Genomic DNA, 18,231 nt, shown 5'->3' on the forward strand with positions numbered 1-18,231 from the left:
ATATGCAGGCACATCCTGCCGTGGCCGGAATATAGTGTCCCTGCGGTCCGTTGGCAAAAGGGAAAAAACGGTCGAATGTCCGGCTTTCCACCGGATCCCTTTACCTCTGCCATGCTCTGCAGCGCCGCGCATCCTTGGACGCGCCAAAGGTCGCTGCAGCACCTTAAACTGCTGCATAATTTTGTCCCTAAATCGATTTCGATTTAGGGAATTATGCAGTAGAAGGCTCACGAGATACGATAGGAGTTGACGATGCGGCCATCCGGCAGAAAAACCGATCAAATGCGCAAGGTTTCTTTCGAGCGCAATTTTTCCAAGCATGCGGAAGGCTCCTGTCTGGTGCGGTTCGGCGACACGCATGTGCTGTGCACTGCAAGCCTTGAGGAAAAGGTTCCGGCCTGGCTGCGCAATGGCGGCAAGGGCTGGGTGACGGCGGAATACGGCATGCTGCCGCGCGCCACCGGCGAGCGCATGCGACGCGAGGCTGCCAGCGGCAAGCAAAGCGGCCGCACCCAGGAAATCCAGCGGCTGATCGGCCGGTCGCTGCGCGCCGTGGTCGATCTGCCGGCGCTCGGCGAACGCCAGATCTCGATCGACTGCGACGTCATCCAGGCCGATGGCGGCACGCGCACTGCCTCGATCACCGGCGCCTGGATCGCGCTCCACGACTGCCTGAAGTGGATGGAAGCCCGCAACATGGTCAAGGTCGAGAAGGTCCTGAAGGATCATGTCGCCGCCATTTCCTGCGGCATCTTCGCCAACCAGTCGGTGATCGATCTCGATTACCTCGAAGATTCCGCTGCCGAGACCGACGCCAACTTCGTCATGACCGGCTCCGGCGGCATCGTCGAGATCCAGGGCACGGCCGAAGGCAAGCCGTTCTCGGAAGAGGAATTCGCGAGCCTGATGGGCCTTGCCAAGACCGGCATTGCCGAACTGGTCGCGCTGCAGAAGCAGGCGATCGCCGGCTGAGGAAGGAACGTCAAGATGGCCCCGGCGCTGGAAGGCATTCTCGAGACCGCCCTTTACGTGGGTGATCTCGATGCCGCCGAGGCCTTCTACGGTGGCATTCTCGGGCTCGAAAAGATCACGCGTGCCGGCAACCGCCACGTCTTCTATCGCTGCGGACCGGGCGTGCTTCTGATTTTCAATCCGGCCGAAACGCTGAAGCCGCCGATCCCGCACGGCACGAGCGGCCAGGGCCACATGTGCTTCCGGGTTTCCGCCGCAGCACTGGACGCCTGGAAGGCGAAACTGGAAGCGGCGGGCATCGCGATCGAAGCGGACACCCGCTGGCCGAACGGGGCGCGGTCCTTCTATTTCCGCGACCCGGCCGGCAACAGCCTTGAATGTGCGGAACCGGGCCTCTGGTCCATCGAATGAACACGAAACGAGACACCATGCGCAAACTGGACAACAAGACGCTGATCGTCGCCAGCCACAACGCCGGCAAGATCCGCGAAATCCGCGATCTCATCGGCCCGCTCGGCTTCGAGGCGAAGTCGGCCGCAGACCTCAACTTCATCGAGCCCGACGAGACCGGCACCACTTTCGAGGAGAACGCCGCGATCAAGGCGCTCGCCTCGGCCAAGGCCTCCGGCCTGCCGGCACTTGCGGACGATTCTGGTCTCGCGATCGACGCGCTCGATGGAGCGCCCGGCGTCTATACGGCCAACTGGGCCGAGCGCGAAGATGGCAGCCGCGACTTCGCCATGGCCATGCAGAAGGTCGAAGATGCGCTGCAGGAGAAAGGCGCCAAAACGCCTTCCGAGCGCACCGCCCGTTTCGTCTCGGTTCTTTGCCTTGCCTGGCCGGACGGTCATGTCGAGCTCTTCCGCGGCGAGGTCGAAGGTTTCGTCGTCTGGCCGCCGCGCGGCGGCCAGGGCTTCGGCTACGATCCGGTGTTCCAGCCCAAGGGCTACGAGACCACCTTCGGCGAGATGAGCGCCGACGAGAAACACGGCTGGAAACCGGGTGACGAAGAGGCTCTGTCGCACCGCGCCCGCGCCTTCAAGATCTTTGCCGAGACCTGCCTCGGAGCCTGATCTGAGCGGGATGAGGAAAAGTGCGTGCGGTTTTCCGCCCGCATCCCGCTCTCTACTGAAAGTGACCATGAGAGACGCAATAATGCAAACTGCCACGCTATCGGCGATCGGTGACGGCATGGACCCCGGTTTCGGGGTCTACGTGCATTGGCCGTTCTGCGCGGCCAAGTGCCCCTATTGCGACTTCAACAGCCATGTGCGCCACCAGCCGGTGGACCAGCCGCGTTTCGTTGCAGCTTTCCTTAAGGAAATGGAAGAGGTGCGCGAACTCTCCGGCCCGCGCACGGTCACCAGCGTGTTTATGGGCGGCGGCACGCCGTCCTTGATGGAGCCGTCGACGGTCGACGCCATCCTCCAGGGCATCGCTCGCCATTGGCATGTGCCCGAGGGCATCGAAATCACCATGGAGGCCAACCCGTCGAGCGTCGAAGCGACGCGTTTCCACGGCTACCGCGCTGCCGGTGTCAATCGCGTCTCGCTCGGCGTCCAGGCGCTGAACGACCGCGATCTGAAGTTCCTCGGACGGCTGCACAATGTCGAGGACGCGCTGAAGGCGATCCGGCTGGCGCGCGAGATCTTCCCGCGCATGTCCTTCGACCTGATCTATGCCCGTCCGAACCAGACGGTCGAAGAATGGGAGCGTGAGCTGAAGGAAGCCGTCTCCTACGCGGTCGACCATCTGTCGCTCTACCAGCTGACGATCGAGGAGGGCACGCCCTTTTACGGCCTGCACAAGGCCGGCAAGCTGATCGTGCCTGATGGCGAGCAGTCGGCAGTGCTTTACGAGGCGACGCAGGACATTACCGCCGCCATCGGCATGCCGGCCTACGAGGTTTCAAACCACGCCCGCCCGGGCGCCGAGAGCCGGCACAACCTCACCTATTGGCGCTACGGCGACTATGCCGGCATCGGCCCGGGCGCCCACGGGCGCCTGGGCATCGGCAATGGCAAGATCGCTACCTCTACGGAGCGCAAGCCGGAGGAATGGCTGCGGCTCGTCGAGACCCATGGTCACGGCATGATCGAGCGGGAATCCCTCGATCTCGAAGCACAGTCCGACGAGTTGTTGCTGATGGGTCTGCGCCTCAAGGAAGGCGTCGACTTGGCGCGATGGCAGACGCTGTCCGGCCGCGACCCGGACCCGGAGCGCGAGCAGTTCCTGATCGATCACGGCTTCATCGAGCGGCTGGGCAATTCGCGTCTGCGCTGCACGCCGGCCGGCATGCTGATCCTCGACGCCGTGGTCGCTGATCTCGCCTGCCCCTGAGGGCAGGCGGTCTTCGCCGGCTACAGACTCAATCGAACGTTTCACCTGACAGCGGCGTGGCCTGCATCGACGGCCGGCCTTCGAATGCATCGAACCAGCGGGTCAGCCTCGGACGGTTGCGAAACGACGGCAGGTTGCGAAACGCCATCCAGGACAGTGCCGTCGCCAGCGCGATCTGCCCGATATCCACGTCTTCCTCGGGCGATAACGTCTGCTCCAGCCAATCGTAGGTCGCCTCGATCTTTTCTTCGTAGCCCTTGGCGAGTTCCGGATAGCGCAGATGTTCGGGGCGCCTCTCCCACTCCCAGCGCAAGCCGATCCCGGTCTGGGCAAGAACCTGCGCCACCGACTGCATGCGCAGCGCCCGCCATCGAGGTTCGCCGACCTCGGGAATCCGCTTGCGTCCCTCATGTAGGGTATCGAAATAGGCGCAGATGACATCGCTGTCGAAGATCGGCTCTTCGCCCTCACGCAACAGCACCGGAACCTTGCCGAGCGGGTTTTCGGCATAGACCTCGTCGTTGCGCCGCGTTGGGCTCGTCTCGTGGTGGATGACTTTCAGCCGGTCGGCAAGGCCGATCTCGTGAGCAAAGACAAGCGCCTTGCGGGCGAAGGGAGAGTGGGTTTGATAGTAGAGGATCATGGCTGCCTCGCGGGATCTGGCGTGAATTCCTGTTCCCGTGAAGAGATATTGCATCGCAGCCGATAAAGGCGCTCTGTTTCTTCGGCCACGATGCAAGTTTGTTTCGTCTAGGCGGCTTTCATCGGATCGCCCTTCAGCCGGTTGAGCTCGATGCCCCTAGCCACCAGCCGGGCGACCTGAGCGTCGTCCACGTCATCGGTGGTGCGCAGGCGAATATAGGCCATGTCGCCCTTGCCGCCGCCCTTCTCCAGGCGTGCGTCGAGATCAAGCATCTCGGCGCCGCGCCAGAAACCGAAGGTCACGTAATCCTTTGCCCCCTTGAGCAGACAGACCGCGCCGCCGGCCTCATAGATGGGATGGCCCCATTTGACGGCGTCATTGAGCGCGCCTGTGGCCAGGAGGGCACCATGCAGGCGCTTCGCCACGTCGGCCGGGACACCGGAGAGGCCGGCAATGTAGTCGTTGACTGTTTTGGTCATGGTCGTCTTTCGAGCGCTCCGTTTCTGTCAGTTGCTGAAGGGAATGAGGGCGCGCAGCCGCGGATCCCGAAGCCAGAGGCCGCCCCAGGCGATCACGCCGAGATAGAAGCCGAAAAGCAGATGGGTGAAGAGCGGGCTGCCGGCCCGCAGATGCGTCGCCATCGCCCCGCCGAGATAGCCGGTGAGCAGAATGGCGCCGAGGATCGAGGTGCGCGGGATCACATAGAGCACCGTGCACAACAATGTGAGAATGCCGAGCAGCCGCGCCAGACCCTGGTCGGCGGAATAGCCGAGCGCGACCATGGTTTCGGTGACGACAGCAAGCGGCACAAGCTTGATGACGGCATCGAAAATCAGGAAGGCGACTAGCACGCCGCTGAGGAAGCGGCCGAGGATGATCGACTTTGCCGTTGGGGCGGGCATAACGAGGCTGGTGGTCACTGATTTCTCTCCTTGGATTTCGTTCTCGGTCCAAGGACGAAAGCGCATGAGGGATCCCGACAGGCACCGTCAGATTTTTCTTTCGGAGATCTCGATACCAGGCGTTTCATCGAGCTTGTCGAGCTGCATGCGGATGTAAGCGCATTCGGCCGCGTTGGTCGCAAGCGCAATCGCATGGTCGAAGGCCACACGCGCCTCGCGGACCTTGCCGAGCTGCTTCAGGAGATGGCCGCTCAAGCCATGGAAATAGAAATAGCCGGAGAGCTTTTCCGCCAAGGGCGCGATCATCGCCAGCGCGACTTCCGGCCCCTGACGCTTCGAAACCGCCACTGCGCGATTGAGCGTGATCACCGGAGAGGGCTGCAGCCGCTCGAGCGCCTGGTAGAGCAGGTCGATCTGCGCCCAGTCGGTCTCATCCGCACGCTCGGCGCGGGCATGCAGCGCCGCGATCGCCGCCTGGATCTGGTAGGCGCCCGGTTGGCGGTACTGCATCGCCCTGTCGATCAGCGCCAAGGCCTCGTCGATCAGCGAGCGGTCCCACAGGCTGCGGTCCTGGTCATCAAGCAGGATGACGGCGCCATCGGCGTCGAAGCGGGCGCGCGCCCGCGAATGCTGGATCATCATGAGCGCCGTCAGCCCCTTGATCTCCGGCTCGGCCGGGAAAAGCTGAAGCAGCAGGCGTCCGAGCCGGATCGCCTCCTGGCACAGGTCGGCCGAGACGCTTTCCGGGCCGTTCATCGCCGAATAGCCCTCGTTGAAGACGAGGTAGATCATCGTGGCGACGGCGGCGAGCCGATCTGACCGGTCGGCCGCATCCGGGGTCTCGAAGGCAAGGCCGGCGGCCGCGACACGCGACTTGGCCCGCGTGATCCGCTGTTCCATCGCCGCCTCGCTGACGAGGAAGGCGCGGGCGATCTGCTTGACCGAAAGGCCCGAGACGATGCGCAGCGCCAGCGCGATCTGCTGCGTTGCCGGCAGCGCCGGATTGCTGCAGACGAACAGCAGGCGAAGAATGTCGTCGCGATAGTGGGAGCCGTCGAGCTGGTCGGCGAGCGCGCCCTCCTGATCCTCGAGGTCGGAAAGAATTTCCTCCGGCGGCAGCGCCGTCTCGCGGGACTGGCGGCGCACCTTGTCGATGCCGCTGTTGCGGCCGACGAAGATCAGCCAGGCGGCGGGGTCGCGCGGCGGGCCGCTCTTCGGCCAGGTCTTCAAAGCCCGGATACAGGCCTCCTGAAACGCTTCTTCGGCAGTGTCGAGGTTGCGGAAATAGCGCAACAGCGCGCCCACGGCCTGCGGCCGGGCCGAAACGAGAGCGAGGTCTATCCAGGCTGTGTCTGTCATGAAGCAAGCTCACTGGGTTTGTAGATGGCAAGAGGACGGATTTCATAGGAGCCGGCGGCCGGATTGGCAGAACTCAGATCACGGGCGAACTCGAGCGCATCATCGAGAGACGCACAGTCGATGACATAGAAACCGAGCAGTTGCTCTTTCGTCTCGGCAAACGGGCCATCGATTACGATCGTCTCGCTGTGACTGTGCCGGAGCGTCGTCGCCGCCGTCGTCGGCATCAAGCGCGCCACCGGCCCAAGCCGGCCTGCCTCCGCATATTTGCTCTGTACGGCCAACAGATCATGCATGACTTTTTCGTCCTGCTCCTTGGTCCAGGCGTTCGTGACATCTTCTTGATTGTAGCAAAACACGGCGTAAAGCATCGGAACTCCAGCTCCTGAAACAAAGACGGTGGCGGCAAGCAATAGCCGACAACCCGGATGAAAAAAACAGGGCCGGTGGTGCTTTCGCCCACCGGCCCGCAATGCGTGCAAATCAGAAATGCTCAAGCGTTGTCGCGGCACTCTAACTTGGTGTCGATGGCCGGCCGGGAAAAGAGGCGCAGAAGCCGCCCGTCGATCGCCGCCAGACCGGCCGCGATCAAGGTCATGCCCAGGAAGTGCTTGAGTTCCAGCGTTTCGCCGAGGAACAAAGCGCCAAGCAGGATGGCGCTGACCGGGATCAGGAAGGTCACCAGCATCAGGTTTGTGACACCGGCCGTTTCCAGGATGCGGAAGAACAGGACGTAAGCGAGCGCCGTGGAAATCAGCGCGATGCCGACGATCGCCGCCCAGACGTCGAAGCCGGGTATGGGAAGCGTCCAGGGATGATCGATCAGCAGCGACAGCGGGACCAGCATGATGCTTGCGGCCGAGACCTGACCGGTCGCAGTCACGATCGGCACCACGCCCATGCGCTTGAAGCGGCGGGCAAAGACACCGGCGAGCGCATAGGAGAGCGCTGCGCCGAGCACGGCGACCTGGGCAAGCAGGTTCGAACCGAGCCCACCGAGCGCTGCCGGGCCAATCATCATCGCAACCCCGAGGAAGCCGACGACGACGCCTGCAAACCGGTTGGCTGTCAGCTTCTCGTCATCGGTCAGGAGATGCGCGACGATCACGCCGAACAGCGGCGTGGTGGCGTTGAGGATCGAGGCAAGGCCGCTTGCGATATGCGTCTGCCCCCAGACGATCAGCGAGAAGGGGATGAGATTGTTGAGCAGCCCCATCCCGAAGAAAGCCAACCACACGCGCGGGTCGCGCGGCATCGACAGTCCCATCAGTCGAACGAAGGCGAGCAGCGCGAGCGCCGCGAGACTGACGCGGAGCGCCACGATCGTGACCGGAGGCAACGCCTTGACGGCGACGCCGATGAAGAAGAAGGAGCCGCCCCACAGAATGGAGAGCAGGATCAACATGCCCCATTCCCGGGCGCCCATGACCTTGGCCTGCGTTGCTTGTGTCATTGCCTTAACCCTCGTTTGTTTGTCAGGCTAAACCGTGATGGCATCGACCATCTTGACTTTGTGCCATTATTCTCAGGATATTGAGCTTCGAACAAACGATCATTTCTCGCCACATGATTGAGTTTGGCTAAACCATGTCGACATACCTTCCTTCGCTTGCCTCGCTTCGCGCCTTCGAGGCCACCGCGCGACATCTAAGCGTTACCAAGGCCGCGCAAGAACTGAACGTGACGCCTGGCGCCGTCAGCCTGCAGGTGCGCGAACTGGAGCAGGCGTTAGCAGTGACGCTGTTTGAGCGCCGGCCGAGACAGTTGGCGCTAACGGAGGACGGCAGCACCTATTTCGCAACGCTCAGGCGCGCGTTCCGAATGATGCGCGAGGCGACCGAGGAACTGACGGCGCGCAAGCGTGCGCCGGTGCTGACGGTCAGCTGCACGCCCACCTTTGCCGCGCAGTGGCTGGTGCCGCGCATCGGCGCCTTCGAGTTACAGGTGCCCGGCATCGACGTGCGCATCAGCACCACCAATCGGCTGACCGACTTCAACAGCGATGGGGTCGACATCGCCATCCGTCATGGGCTTGGCCGCTATGACGGTCTTGTGAGCGAACGATTGATCGATGACGACCCGGTGCCGGTGCTTCACCCGGCCCTACGGGCCAGGAACCCACTCGACATGCCGGGTCAGCTTGCCGCGCATGTGCTCTTGCACGACGTCCATCGGCAGGATTGGAGGCTGTGGCTGGATGCGGCGGGCGCCGACGGGGTGGACGCCGGGCGAGGGCCGGTCTTCGTCAACAGCAACGGCGCGATCGAGGCGGCCAAGGCCGGCGACGGCGTTGCATTGGTGCGCCTGTCGCTGGTCACGCGCGAGCTTGCGGAGGGTGTGCTGGAAGCCCCCTTCCCTGAGGGCGTGATGACCGGGCTTGCCTACCATCTCGTCTACCCGCCGGCCGCACTCGACCGCCCGCCGGTCACGGCTTTTCGCGCCTGGATCATCGAACAGGCACGAGCCGAGCAGGGTGTGGGGAATGCGGCGACGAAGCGTCCGCCGCGGCCGGCACTGAAAGCGGTCCGGTAAAATAAAAAAGCCCGGGCGAACCCGGGCTTTTTTTTTGCGGCAATGCGGCTCGACTATTCGTTGATCAGGCGCTTCAGCAGCTCGATCTCATGGCTGAGCTTGGTGTCGCCCGAGATCAACTCCTCGATCTTGCGCACGGCGTGCAGCACGGTCGTGTGGTCGCGTCCGCCGAAGCGACGGCCGATCTCCGGGAAGGAGCGCGGCGTCAGCGTCTTCGACAAATACATCGCGATCTGGCGCGGCTTGACGATGACACGGGTGCGGCGGTTGGAGACGAGCTCCTGGCGCGAGACGTTGTAGTGCTTGGCGACGACGCGCTGGATGTCCTCGATGCGCACGCGGCGGGGTTCGCCGGCGTTGACGAGGTGGCCGAGCAATTCATCGACGCGCTCGAGCGAGAGCTGCGGCTCGAATGAGCGGCGGAATAGGAGCTGGTTGAAGGCACCTTCCAGTTCGCGGCCGCTGGCGGTCACGTTGCGTGCCACATGGCTCAGGATTTCGCCGGGAATGTCGAGCGAACCGTCGTCCTGACGCGCCGTGTCCAGGCGACGCTTCAGCATTTCCAGGCGCATGTCGTAGTCCGGGCCGTCCATCTCGATGGCGACGCCGCCCTGGAGACGCGAACGAACGCGGCTGTCGAGCGATTCCAGTTCCCACGGTGCGCGGTCGGCTGCGACGACGACCTGCTTGGCGGAATCGAGCAGCATGTTCAGCAGGTGGCAGAACTCATGCTGGATCGACTTGCCCTGCAGGAACTGCATGTCGTCGATGATCAGGAGATCGATGTTGCGCAGCGACTCCTTCAAGGACAGTGCGTCGTTGTCGCGGATCGCGGTGGCGAAACGCCACATGAAGTATTCGGCCGTCAGGTAGACGACGCGCGGCGCACGCGCGCTCTGCAGCGCCTGGATGGCAATCGCCTGCAGAAGGTGCGTCTTGCCGAGACCGACGCTCGAATGGATGAAGAGCGGGTTGAACCGCACCGCACCGGCGCCGGCTTCCGCAATCGTCCGGGCGGCGGCAAGCGCCACACGGTTCGAGGAACCCTCGACGAAGTTTTCGAAATTGTAGCGCTGGTCGAGCGGCGAGCCGAAGAGCGGCGCCTGGGTCGGCCTCTGCATGCTTGCGACAGTCGCCGCGGCAACGGTTGCCACCGGCTGGGCTGCGGCCGGACGGCGCGCGGGCTGAGCCGGAGCTGCTTCTGCCGCCTGCGGCAGCGCTTCTTCCTGGGTGGTCGGACGGGCGCCACGGGTTGCCGTGCGCACCAGGATCTCGATCTTCATGATCTCGCCGTCTTCCTGCTGGAAGATCGAGGTGATGAGGTCAAGATAACGGTTGTTGATCCAGGACTTCAGGAACGTGGTCGGCACCGAAAGGCGCACAACGCTCTTGGATACGGAATGGAGCTTCAGACGCCCAAACCAGCTTGCAAAGACATCCGGACCGACTTGAGCTTTGAGACGCGCACTTACCCGCTCGAACAGTGCGTCGTGCCTCATGTCGGTTTTTTCCCCCGCCGCCTGAGATAGATTGCTTCCGGCTTGAAATGCGTCTCCTTCTTTCTGAAGTGCGCCCGCCGTCACCAAATTCATCTGCATTTTGCCGCCTTCCAATTCATGTTCAGATGCCGTCATCGCTGCCGGCCTCATCTCTTATGTCCGTCGACCGCGGCGCCCGTATGGGCCATGCCGCTTTCGCCGAACGTCACAGTCGCAGACGACGCCGGGCTCCTCATCTCCCGCCTCGCTGCGCGCTACGCGCACCCACCTGCCCTGCTGGGCCGGAGGATGTCCCCTCGCGCCTCTCGTCAACAATCCCTTCGACGCGCTCCCGCGCCGTACCGGATCCTCCTCCTCGTCAACAGCTCGTCGCACCCTCGTACGAAGCGATGAGCCGCGCGTTGGACCTTGGCCTCGCGTCGGGCGCCGCTTGCACCCTCCATCGAGGCCTCCTGCATGTTTCCTTTGTCGTAGCCGATCAAAGGGCAAGACAGGCAGCCGTCAAAGCGCCGCAGCGACCTCTAGGCGTCCGACCGGACGCAGGTGCTGCAGATGGCCGCCTCACAATCACAGGACGAAAGTTTCCCGTCCGGAGTGGTATGAACCATCCGGTTTTTTCACCTTCGACTTGTCTGATTGAACGACGCGGAGCCGCCCTGATACAAAGGACAGAAACATCGAAACCATTTCTTCGAAATGGCCTCTTTTGCTTCTTTTTACAGATGTGGTCCGTGTCCCCTGTGGAGGGCATTTAGGCAGGATCGATGGGCAAGATCAATCGCGATTTTTACGCAACCTTAAGCGCTGGCCGTTGACTCTCCGGCCGCCATTTGCTTGCCGCATTCCGAGTCCGAGAAGAATCCCTGTTGAATCAAGGGTTTTGATTTTTCGCTCTTTGCTTAGCTGGCGAAAAAGAAAAAAAATAAAAATTCGCTTGACTCAGAATGGGCCGAACGGACCCCCAGTCAGAGACATCCTTTTGATAAGGACCTCTCACAAGCCATTGAAATAATTATATAAATCTTGTCATCGCACTGACATAAGCCCAAGCCGCCAGATTAACCATCGCGATGACAGAAGTATGAATCCGAAAAGCCCGGCGCAAGGGCCGGGCTCTCGATTAACAGATTTTTCTTAGCCGGATTAGGCCGAAAGCGACTTTACGCGCTGTGCAAGACGCGAAACCTTGCGCGATGCAGTGTTGGCGTGCAGGACGCCCTTGGTGGCTGCGCGCATCAGCTCGGGCTGAGCTGCCTTGAGCGCTGCGGCTGCAACTGCCTGGTCGCCGGTTGCAATCGCTTCTTCCACCTTGCGGATGAAGTTGCGAACGCGCGAACGACGGGCCTTGTTCACTGCGGTGCGGCGTGCGATCTTGCGGGTCGCCTTTTTCGCCGAAGTTGTATTGGCCATTTGTGCCTCTCTTCGAAAACTGACATGAACTCCGCCCCTCGCCGTGCCGGGTCACTGCGACCTGTCATCAAAGCAATTCGGGAGTATTTCCGGAAAGCCCAGAATGGCGTTCCAAACTGAGGGCGGCGTATAGCGGGAAACCGCCGCCCCGTCAACGCGCAATTTCCAGAATCTGCACGCCGTGCTCTGGGCTAGCGATGTTTGAACTCCGGTTTGCGCTTGGCGACGAAGGCGGCCATGCCTTCCTTCTGGTCTTCGGTCGCAAACAGCGAGTGGAAGAGCCGACGCTCGAAACGCAGGCCTTCGGCAAGCGTCAGCTCCAGCGAGCGGCTTACGGCCTCCTTGGCCATCATCACCGCGGGCAGCGAGAAGGAGGCGATCTTTTCGGCAGCGGTGAGCACTTCCTCCATCAATTTCTCCGGCGCCACCACACGCGAAACGAGTCCCGCGCGTTCTGCCTCGGCCGCATCCATCATCCGGCCGGTCAGCACCAGGTCCATGGCCTTCGCCTTGCCGACGGCGCGCGTCAGGCGCTGGGAGCCGCCCATGCCGGGAATGACGCCGAGGGTGATTTCCGGCTGACCGAACTTCGCGGTCTCGGACGCAATGATGAAGTCGCACATCATCGCCAGCTCGCAGCCGCCGCCAAGCGCGTAGCCGGAAACGGCAGCGATCAAAGGCTTGCGAGCTGCCGCCACCTGGTCCCAGCCGCCGATGAAGTCGCCGAGATAGCTGTCGACGAAATCGAGCGTCTGCATCTCCTTGATGTCGGCACCGGCGGCAAACGCCTTCTCCGAGCCGGCGAGGACCACGGCGCCGATCTCCTTGTCGGCGTCGAAGGCCTTCAGCGCCGCAGCAAGCTCGCGCATCACGGTCGAGTTCAGCGCATTCAGCGCCTGCGGACGATTGAGCGTCACCAGGCCGACGCGGCCGCGTGTTTCGACCAACAGCGTTTCGTAGGTCATTTCTGTTTCCTCCGGTTCATGCACCAGACCGCTCACGGACTGGCGTTCATTTCTGGCAGTGCGGGCAATAGAAGGTTGAGCGTCCCGCCTGCACGATGCGGGCGACCGTACCGTCGCAGCCGGGCGTGCGGCAAGCCTGTCCTTCGCGGTCATAGACGGAGAAGGAGTGCTGGAAGTAACCGAGCGAGCCGTCGGCCTGGATATGGTCCTTCAGCGACGATCCGCCGGCGGCAATGGCATCGGCGATGACCTCGCGGATCGCATCCGTCAGGCGCACGAGCCCTTCCTTCGGCTTGCCGCGCTTGTCGACGAGCGCGCCGGCCGGTTTCAGCGGCGACAGGTGCGAGCGCCAGAGCGCCTCGCAGACATAGATATTGCCGAGACCGGCGATGTTCTTCTGGTCAAGCAACGCCGCCTTCAGCGGTTGCGCCTTGCCGGAAAAGCGTGCGGCGAGATAGGCGGCATCGAGCACGTTTCCGGTCGGCTCCTCGCCGAGGGCGCGGAAATAGGCGTGGCTCGCCACCGTGTCGCGGCGAGCAAGGTCCATGAAGCCGAAGCGGCGCGGGTCGTTGTAGATCACCCGCACCGGGCCTTGCGCACCGTCGAGATGGAAGATGACGTGATCGTGCTTTTCATCCTTGCCGCGCGGATGGTGGAATTCGCCGGGCGTTGTTGCCGCCGGCCCCGCCTCGATGCGGAAGGAACCGGACATGCCCAGATGGGCGATGATCACGTCGCCGGCTTCCAGATCGATCATCAGATACTTGGCGCGGCGCGACAGCGAGACGATGCGCTGGCCGGCAACGGTCGAGGAGAAATTCTCCGGGAAGGGAAACCTCAGATCCGGCCGGCGCAATTCCGCATTCACGAGCAGCGCGCCTTCCATGGTCGGCGCGAGGCCGCGCTTGACGGTTTCGACCTCGGGCAACTCCGGCATGAACGCACTCCTTCGATCTCAGCCACCGGATGCGGTGGTTGGCATTTCCTTGGCGGCCTTCTTATCCTATAGGGGTGCGCTATGCCGCAGCCGCAGTCCCGCCCACGAGATAGCGTGTGACGGGCCTTTTCGCTATGGTGCCGGAAAAATTGGTTCAGGTGGAGTTCTTCGTATGACGGATCAGCGCGTATCGGCCGATGGCGGCATGGAAACATCTTTCGGTTTCCGCAACGTCGGCACGGGCGAGAAGCAGCCGCTCGTCAACGACGTCTTCCACAAGGTGGCCAAGCGTTACGACATCATGAACGACGTGATGTCGGCCGGCCTGCACCGCGCCTGGAAGGATGCGATGATCGCGGCCCTCAACCCGCCACGCCGCGAGGGCTACAGGACGCTCGACGTTGCCGGCGGCACCGGCGATATCGCCTTCCGCATCATCGAAGCCTCCGACCGCAAGGCGCATTCGACGGTGCTCGACATCAACGGCTCGATGCTGGCCGTCGGCGCCGAGCGCGCCGAGAAGAAGAAGCTCTCCGCCAATCTCGATTTCGTCGAGGCCAATGCCGAGGACCTGCCTTTCGAGGCCAATACCTTCGACGCCTATACGATTGCCTTCGGCATCCGCAACGTGCCGCGCATCGACGTGGCGCTGAAGGAGGCGTACCGGGTGCTGAAGCGCGGCGGCCGGTTGCTGGTGCTGGAGTTCTCCGAAGTGGAGATGCCGCTGCTCGACCGCTTCTATGATGCCTGGTCGTTCAACGCTATCCCGAAGTTCGGCAAGCTGATCACCGGCGATGAAGCGCCCTACCAGTATCTGGTGGAATCGATCCGCAAGTTTCCGAACCAGAAGGACTTCGCGACGATGATCAAGGAAGCGGGCTTCTCGCGCGTCTGCTTCACCAATTACACCGGCGGCATCGCAGCGCTGCATTCCGGCTGGAAAATCTGATCCCGATGAGCACGCCTGGAGCATATATCCGCCTCGCGCGGATCGGCTGGGTTCTCGTGCGCGAAGGCGTCGTCTCGGCCGTCCCGACGGAGCACCTGCCACCCTTTGCCCGTTTCGCCCAGAAGGCGGCCGGACTTTTGGCGCGGCGCAGAGTGCCGGGAGAGGAGCGTAGCGACCGGCTGTCGCGCGCCGTCGCCCGGCTTGGCCCCTCCTATGTGAAGATCGGCCAGTTCCTCGCAACCCGCCCCGACGTCGTTGGCGCGGAGTTTGCCGCAGACCTGTCGCTGTTGCAGGACCGCATGGCGACCTTCCCGCAGAATGAGGCGAAGGCCGCGATCGAGGGATCACTCGGCCGGACGGTCGATGATCTCTATGCCGAGTTTTCCGAGCCGATGGCCGCGGCCTCGATCGCTCAGGTGCACCCGGCGATCGTGATGCGCGACAGCGGCCCTGAGAAGGTCGCGGTCAAGGTCATCCGTCCCGGCGTGCGGCAGCGCTTCGCCTCCGACATCGAGGCGATGTATCTCGTCAGCCACATGCAGGAGCGTTTCCTGCCCTACACCCGCCGGCTGAAGCCGGTCGAGGTGACCAAGACGCTGGAACAGACGACGAAGATCGAGATGGATCTTCGGCTGGAGGCAGCCGCCCTTTCCGAGCTTGGCGAGAACACCAAGGACGATTCCGGCTTCCGCGTGCCGAAGGTCGACTGGGAGCGGACCGGGCGCGACGTCGTCACCATGGAGTGGATCGACGGCGTCAAGATGTCTGACATCGAGGGCTTGAGGGCCGCAGGCCACGACCTCAACCTTCTAGCCGAAGTGCTGATCCAGTCCTTCCTGCGCCACACCCTGCGCGACGGCTTCTTTCATGCCGACATGCATCAGGGCAATCTCTTCGTCGACGATGCCGGCCATATCGTCGCCGTCGACATGGGCATCGTCGGCCGCCTCGGCAAGAAGGAACGCCGGTTCCTGGCCGAGATCCTCTTCGGCTTCATCACCCGCGACTACCAGCGCGTGGCCGACGTGCATTTCGAGGCGGGCTATGTCCCTTCGCACCACGATGCTGCGAGTTTCGCCCAGGCGATCCGCGCGATCGGCGAGCCGATCCACGGCCAGCCGGCCGAAACCATTTCGATGGCGAAACTGCTCACGCTGCTCTTCGAGGTCACTGAGCTCTTCGACATGCAGACGCGCCCCGAGCTCGTCATGCTGCAGAAGACCATGGTGGTCGTCGAAGGGGTGGCACGCACGCTCAATCCGCGCTTCAACATGTGGAAGGCCTCCGAGCCGGTCGTCGGCAAGTGGATCCGCGACAATCTCGGACCGAAGCGCATCGTCACCGATTTGCGCGACGGCCTGCATGCCGCACTGAGGCTGGCCGAAGCCGCGCCCGAAATCGCCGCCCGCACGGAGAAGTTTTCGAGCGAGATCATGGCGATGAGCGAAAACGGTCTGCGCTTCGACGCCGAGACCGCGCATGCGATCGGCAAGGCGGAAGCGAAACACACGCGCTCCGGCCGCATCGCGCTGTGGCTCATCGCCGCCACGCTTGTCTATATCGCCTGGCAGGTGACCTGATCCCGCCCGCGCCCGAACCGGCGCGGCGGACTTGTCTTTCTACCCACGCTTGCTATCCTTCCCGCATGGATAATCGCTCTATTCTCACCATGGTGCTTTGCACGCATACCCCAGGGGTGTGCGGGAGACCTGTTGCGCTGACTTAAGCGAAATGTCCCCCACCAACCCTGCCGAGGCGAGCAGGGTTGGGACCTGTTTCCTCGGAACCAAAGAGAGGAAACAATGACTGACGCAACCGACCCTTCAGATATCAACATCCGCGCGGCCCGCGTCGTCGATTTCGAAGCGATCGCGGCGCTGATGAGCCAGCCGGGCATCCGCTCGGGCACGCTGCGCCAGCCGTTCGCCACCCCGGAACAGACACGCAAGTGGTTGGAGAGCCTCTCGGACGACAGCGTCGTCATCGTCGCCGAGCGCGCCGACCGGATCCTCGGCATGGCCGGACTGCATCGCAGCAAGGGGCGCCGGCATCATTCCGCGGCCCTTGGGATCAGCGTCGACGACGACCATCGCGGCGAGGGCATCGGTAAGTCGCTGCTGACCGCTCTGATCGACGCCGCCGATAACTGGCTCGGCATCAGCCGCATCGAGCTTACGGTCTTTACCGACAACGAGCCCGCGATCGCACTCTACCGCAAGGCCGGCTTCGAGATGGAGGGTACGCACCGGGCCTATGCGCTGAGGAACGGTGTGCTGGCCGACGTGTTCGCGATGGCCCGCATTCGTGAGCCTGCGGCGCCGAAGGCCGCTTGAAGGCCGCAACGGCCGGCAACCGGCACGGACTGTGGCCGGCCGATTGCGATCCAGCGCAACCGCCGGCAGCATCCTGTTCCATCCGGAACTGCGAATATCTCGGCTTCATGCGACTTTCGTCTCATGGATGACAAAGGTTCATCCCAACCCATCCGGAGGAGAGATCATCATGCGCAAGTTCATCGTCGCAGCCGCTGTCGCCATCACCGCTGCCATCTCCTTTGCAGCACCGTCGCAGGCCGGTGGTATTTCGATCGGCTTCGGCAACGGCTACTACGGTCATGGCTGGAGCGGCCGTGTCGGCTACGTCGGCAGCTATTATGGCGGACCCTACTACTACGAGGACGAACCCTATTGCTTCCTGAAGACGGTGAAGCGCTACGACAGCTACGGCAACCGCTACTACAAGAAAATCCGCATCTGCCGCTAAGCGACAGAATGAGGGAGGGCGCTTGAGAGCCCGGCCGCGGTGCGGCCGGGCTTTTGCATTCCGACATCCACTGACGTCAAAAGGATTCCGCTGCGAGAAAATCTGGTGTAGCTCGGATGCCAAGCCATTCTGAATTCCGCAATCGAGGAGGGTCGGTCATGGATCTTGGTATCGCCGGAAAACGTGCGCTGGTGCTTGGCGGCAGCAAGGGGCTGGGGCGCGGCATTGCCGAGGCTCTCGCCGGCGAAGGCGTCATCGTGGCGCTGACCGGCCGCGACGCGACATCGGCGGCCAAGGTGGCAGGCGACATCAGCCCTTCGGCGCGCGGCTACGCCCTCGACCTCTCGAAGCCCGAAAGCCTCGATGGCCTGCTGGACCAGCTCGAAGCCGATTTCGGCGCGATCGACATTCTGGTGCTGAATGGCGGCGGGCCGCCGCCCTCACCTGCCTCGGTCATCGAACCGGACTTCTGGCGGGCGCAATTCGAGACCATGGTGCTGGCCGGCATGCGCATCGCCGGCCGGCTGCTGCCCGGCATGCGGGAACGCCAGTTCGGGCGCATTATCGCCGTCGCCTCCACCAGTATCCGCGAACCGATCGTCGGGCTCACCGCGTCGAATGCGCTCAGAAGTGCGGTTGCCGGCTGGCTGAAGACGCTCGCCGGCGAGGTCGCTGCCGACGGCGTGACCGTGAACCTGCTTCTGCCCGGAAGGCTTGCCACAGACCGCACGCTCAGCTTCGACCGGATGGACGCCGAAAGCGAAGGGCTCGATATCGAGACGGTCGCAGCCCGCAGCCAACGCGACATCCCGATCGGCCGCTACGGCACGCCGGCGGAATTCGGGGCGGCCACAGCCTTCCTCGCGGGCCGTCAGGCAAGCTACATCACCGGCGTGGCGCTGCCCATCGATGGCGGCCTCAGCCGCTCGATGCTCTGATACCGTTCTGGACATTTCCGCC

General features: G+C 63.1%; 20 protein-coding genes. 10 read left to right on the forward strand and 10 right to left on the reverse strand.

The genetic code is table 11. From position 1 onward, the window contains the following. The first annotated feature begins 252 nt into the window (after nt 1-252). The 4 genes from rph (at nt 253) to hemW (ending at nt 3,312) form a co-directional block, all read left to right on the forward strand. Nucleotides 253-972, forward strand: a complete 720-nt coding sequence (gene rph, locus ASE71_RS32260; protein ID WP_034797469.1) for a ribonuclease PH — start codon at nt 253-255, stop codon at nt 970-972. A 15-nt stretch (nt 973-987) separates the two neighbouring features. After that, the gene (locus tag ASE71_RS32265; protein ID WP_060519747.1) at nt 988-1,383 is read left to right on the forward strand and encodes a VOC family protein; all 396 of its coding nucleotides are present in this window, start codon (nt 988-990) and stop codon (nt 1,381-1,383) included. Between the two features lie 17 nt (nt 1,384-1,400). Beyond that, nucleotides 1,401-2,045, forward strand: coding sequence for an RdgB/HAM1 family non-canonical purine NTP pyrophosphatase (rdgB, locus tag ASE71_RS32270; RefSeq protein ID WP_060519889.1), 645 nt, complete (start codon nt 1,401-1,403; stop codon nt 2,043-2,045). Between the two features lie 82 nt (nt 2,046-2,127). Beyond that, complete coding sequence (hemW, locus tag ASE71_RS32275; RefSeq protein WP_060519745.1) at nt 2,128-3,312, forward strand: radical SAM family heme chaperone HemW; 1,185 nt, start codon at nt 2,128-2,130, stop codon at nt 3,310-3,312. Nucleotides 3,313-3,340: 28 nt separating this feature from the next. Here the strand turns inward: hemW and ASE71_RS32280 are convergent, their stop codons facing one another. The 6 genes from ASE71_RS32280 to ASE71_RS32305 form a co-directional block, all read right to left on the reverse strand. Beyond that, entirely contained in the window at nt 3,341-3,955 is a 615-nt protein-coding gene (locus ASE71_RS32280) for a glutathione S-transferase family protein (RefSeq protein ID WP_060519743.1), read from the reverse strand. Nucleotides 3,956-4,062: 107 nt separating this feature from the next. After that, the gene (locus ASE71_RS32285) at nt 4,063-4,434 is read right to left on the reverse strand and encodes a DUF1801 domain-containing protein (protein ID WP_060519741.1); all 372 of its coding nucleotides are present in this window, start codon (nt 4,432-4,434) and stop codon (nt 4,063-4,065) included. Between the two features lie 27 nt (nt 4,435-4,461). Then, the gene (locus tag ASE71_RS32290) at nt 4,462-4,857 is read right to left on the reverse strand and encodes a DoxX family protein (RefSeq protein WP_034797480.1); all 396 of its coding nucleotides are present in this window, start codon (nt 4,855-4,857) and stop codon (nt 4,462-4,464) included. An 87-nt stretch (nt 4,858-4,944) separates the two neighbouring features. Next, complete coding sequence (locus tag ASE71_RS32295; protein ID WP_034797482.1) at nt 4,945-6,216, reverse strand: RNA polymerase sigma factor; 1,272 nt, start codon at nt 6,214-6,216, stop codon at nt 4,945-4,947. Beyond that, a complete protein-coding gene (locus tag ASE71_RS32300; protein ID WP_034797485.1) occupies nt 6,213-6,587 on the reverse strand; it encodes a YciI family protein in 375 nt (124 codons plus the stop codon). Before ASE71_RS32300 ends, ASE71_RS32295 begins: the two co-directional genes overlap by 4 nt. Before the next feature lie 122 nt (nt 6,588-6,709). Then, on the reverse strand, nt 6,710-7,669 hold the full coding sequence (locus tag ASE71_RS32305; protein WP_234798723.1) for a DMT family transporter: 960 nt from the start codon (nt 7,667-7,669) through the stop codon (nt 6,710-6,712). 134 nt (nt 7,670-7,803) lie between these two features. Between ASE71_RS32305 and gcvA the strand changes: the two genes are divergently transcribed. After that, a complete protein-coding gene (gcvA, locus tag ASE71_RS32310) occupies nt 7,804-8,748 on the forward strand; it encodes a transcriptional regulator GcvA (protein ID WP_060519739.1) in 945 nt (314 codons plus the stop codon). 53 nt (nt 8,749-8,801) lie between these two features. Here gcvA and dnaA read toward each other — a convergent pair whose 3' ends face one another. From dnaA to mutM, 4 genes are all read right to left on the reverse strand, one after another. Beyond that, nucleotides 8,802-10,247, reverse strand: coding sequence for a chromosomal replication initiator protein DnaA (gene dnaA, locus ASE71_RS32315; RefSeq protein WP_060519887.1), 1,446 nt, complete (start codon nt 10,245-10,247; stop codon nt 8,802-8,804). A gap of 1,143 nt (nt 10,248-11,390) precedes the next feature. After that, nucleotides 11,391-11,657 (reverse strand): 30S ribosomal protein S20, encoded by a 267-nt coding sequence (rpsT, locus tag ASE71_RS32320; RefSeq protein WP_034797494.1) that lies wholly within the window; start codon nt 11,655-11,657, stop codon nt 11,391-11,393. Between the two features lie 191 nt (nt 11,658-11,848). Further along, entirely contained in the window at nt 11,849-12,622 is a 774-nt protein-coding gene (locus ASE71_RS32325; protein WP_060519737.1) for an enoyl-CoA hydratase, read from the reverse strand. Nucleotides 12,623-12,668: 46 nt separating this feature from the next. Continuing rightward, on the reverse strand, nt 12,669-13,559 hold the full coding sequence (mutM, locus tag ASE71_RS32330; protein ID WP_060519735.1) for a bifunctional DNA-formamidopyrimidine glycosylase/DNA-(apurinic or apyrimidinic site) lyase: 891 nt from the start codon (nt 13,557-13,559) through the stop codon (nt 12,669-12,671). Between the two features lie 172 nt (nt 13,560-13,731). Between mutM and ubiE the strand changes: the two genes are divergently transcribed. The 5 genes from ubiE (at nt 13,732) to ASE71_RS32355 (ending at nt 18,209) form a co-directional block, all read left to right on the forward strand. Further along, nucleotides 13,732-14,508, forward strand: coding sequence for a bifunctional demethylmenaquinone methyltransferase/2-methoxy-6-polyprenyl-1,4-benzoquinol methylase UbiE (gene ubiE, locus ASE71_RS32335; protein ID WP_060519733.1), 777 nt, complete (start codon nt 13,732-13,734; stop codon nt 14,506-14,508). 5 nt (nt 14,509-14,513) lie between these two features. Beyond that, complete coding sequence (ubiB, locus tag ASE71_RS32340) at nt 14,514-16,088, forward strand: 2-polyprenylphenol 6-hydroxylase (protein ID WP_060519731.1); 1,575 nt, start codon at nt 14,514-14,516, stop codon at nt 16,086-16,088. 222 nt (nt 16,089-16,310) lie between these two features. Next, the gene (locus ASE71_RS32345) at nt 16,311-16,841 is read left to right on the forward strand and encodes a GNAT family N-acetyltransferase (protein WP_060519729.1); all 531 of its coding nucleotides are present in this window, start codon (nt 16,311-16,313) and stop codon (nt 16,839-16,841) included. A 169-nt stretch (nt 16,842-17,010) separates the two neighbouring features. Continuing rightward, nucleotides 17,011-17,271, forward strand: a complete 261-nt coding sequence (locus ASE71_RS32350; protein ID WP_034797516.1) for a hypothetical protein — start codon at nt 17,011-17,013, stop codon at nt 17,269-17,271. 158 nt (nt 17,272-17,429) lie between these two features. Continuing rightward, nucleotides 17,430-18,209 (forward strand): SDR family oxidoreductase, encoded by a 780-nt coding sequence (locus ASE71_RS32355; protein ID WP_060519727.1) that lies wholly within the window; start codon nt 17,430-17,432, stop codon nt 18,207-18,209. Nucleotides 18,210-18,231: the final 22 nt, after the last annotated feature.

This window comes from Ensifer sp. Root954, from assembly GCF_001429005.1.
GTDB lineage: Bacteria > Pseudomonadota > Alphaproteobacteria > Rhizobiales > Rhizobiaceae > Ensifer > Ensifer adhaerens.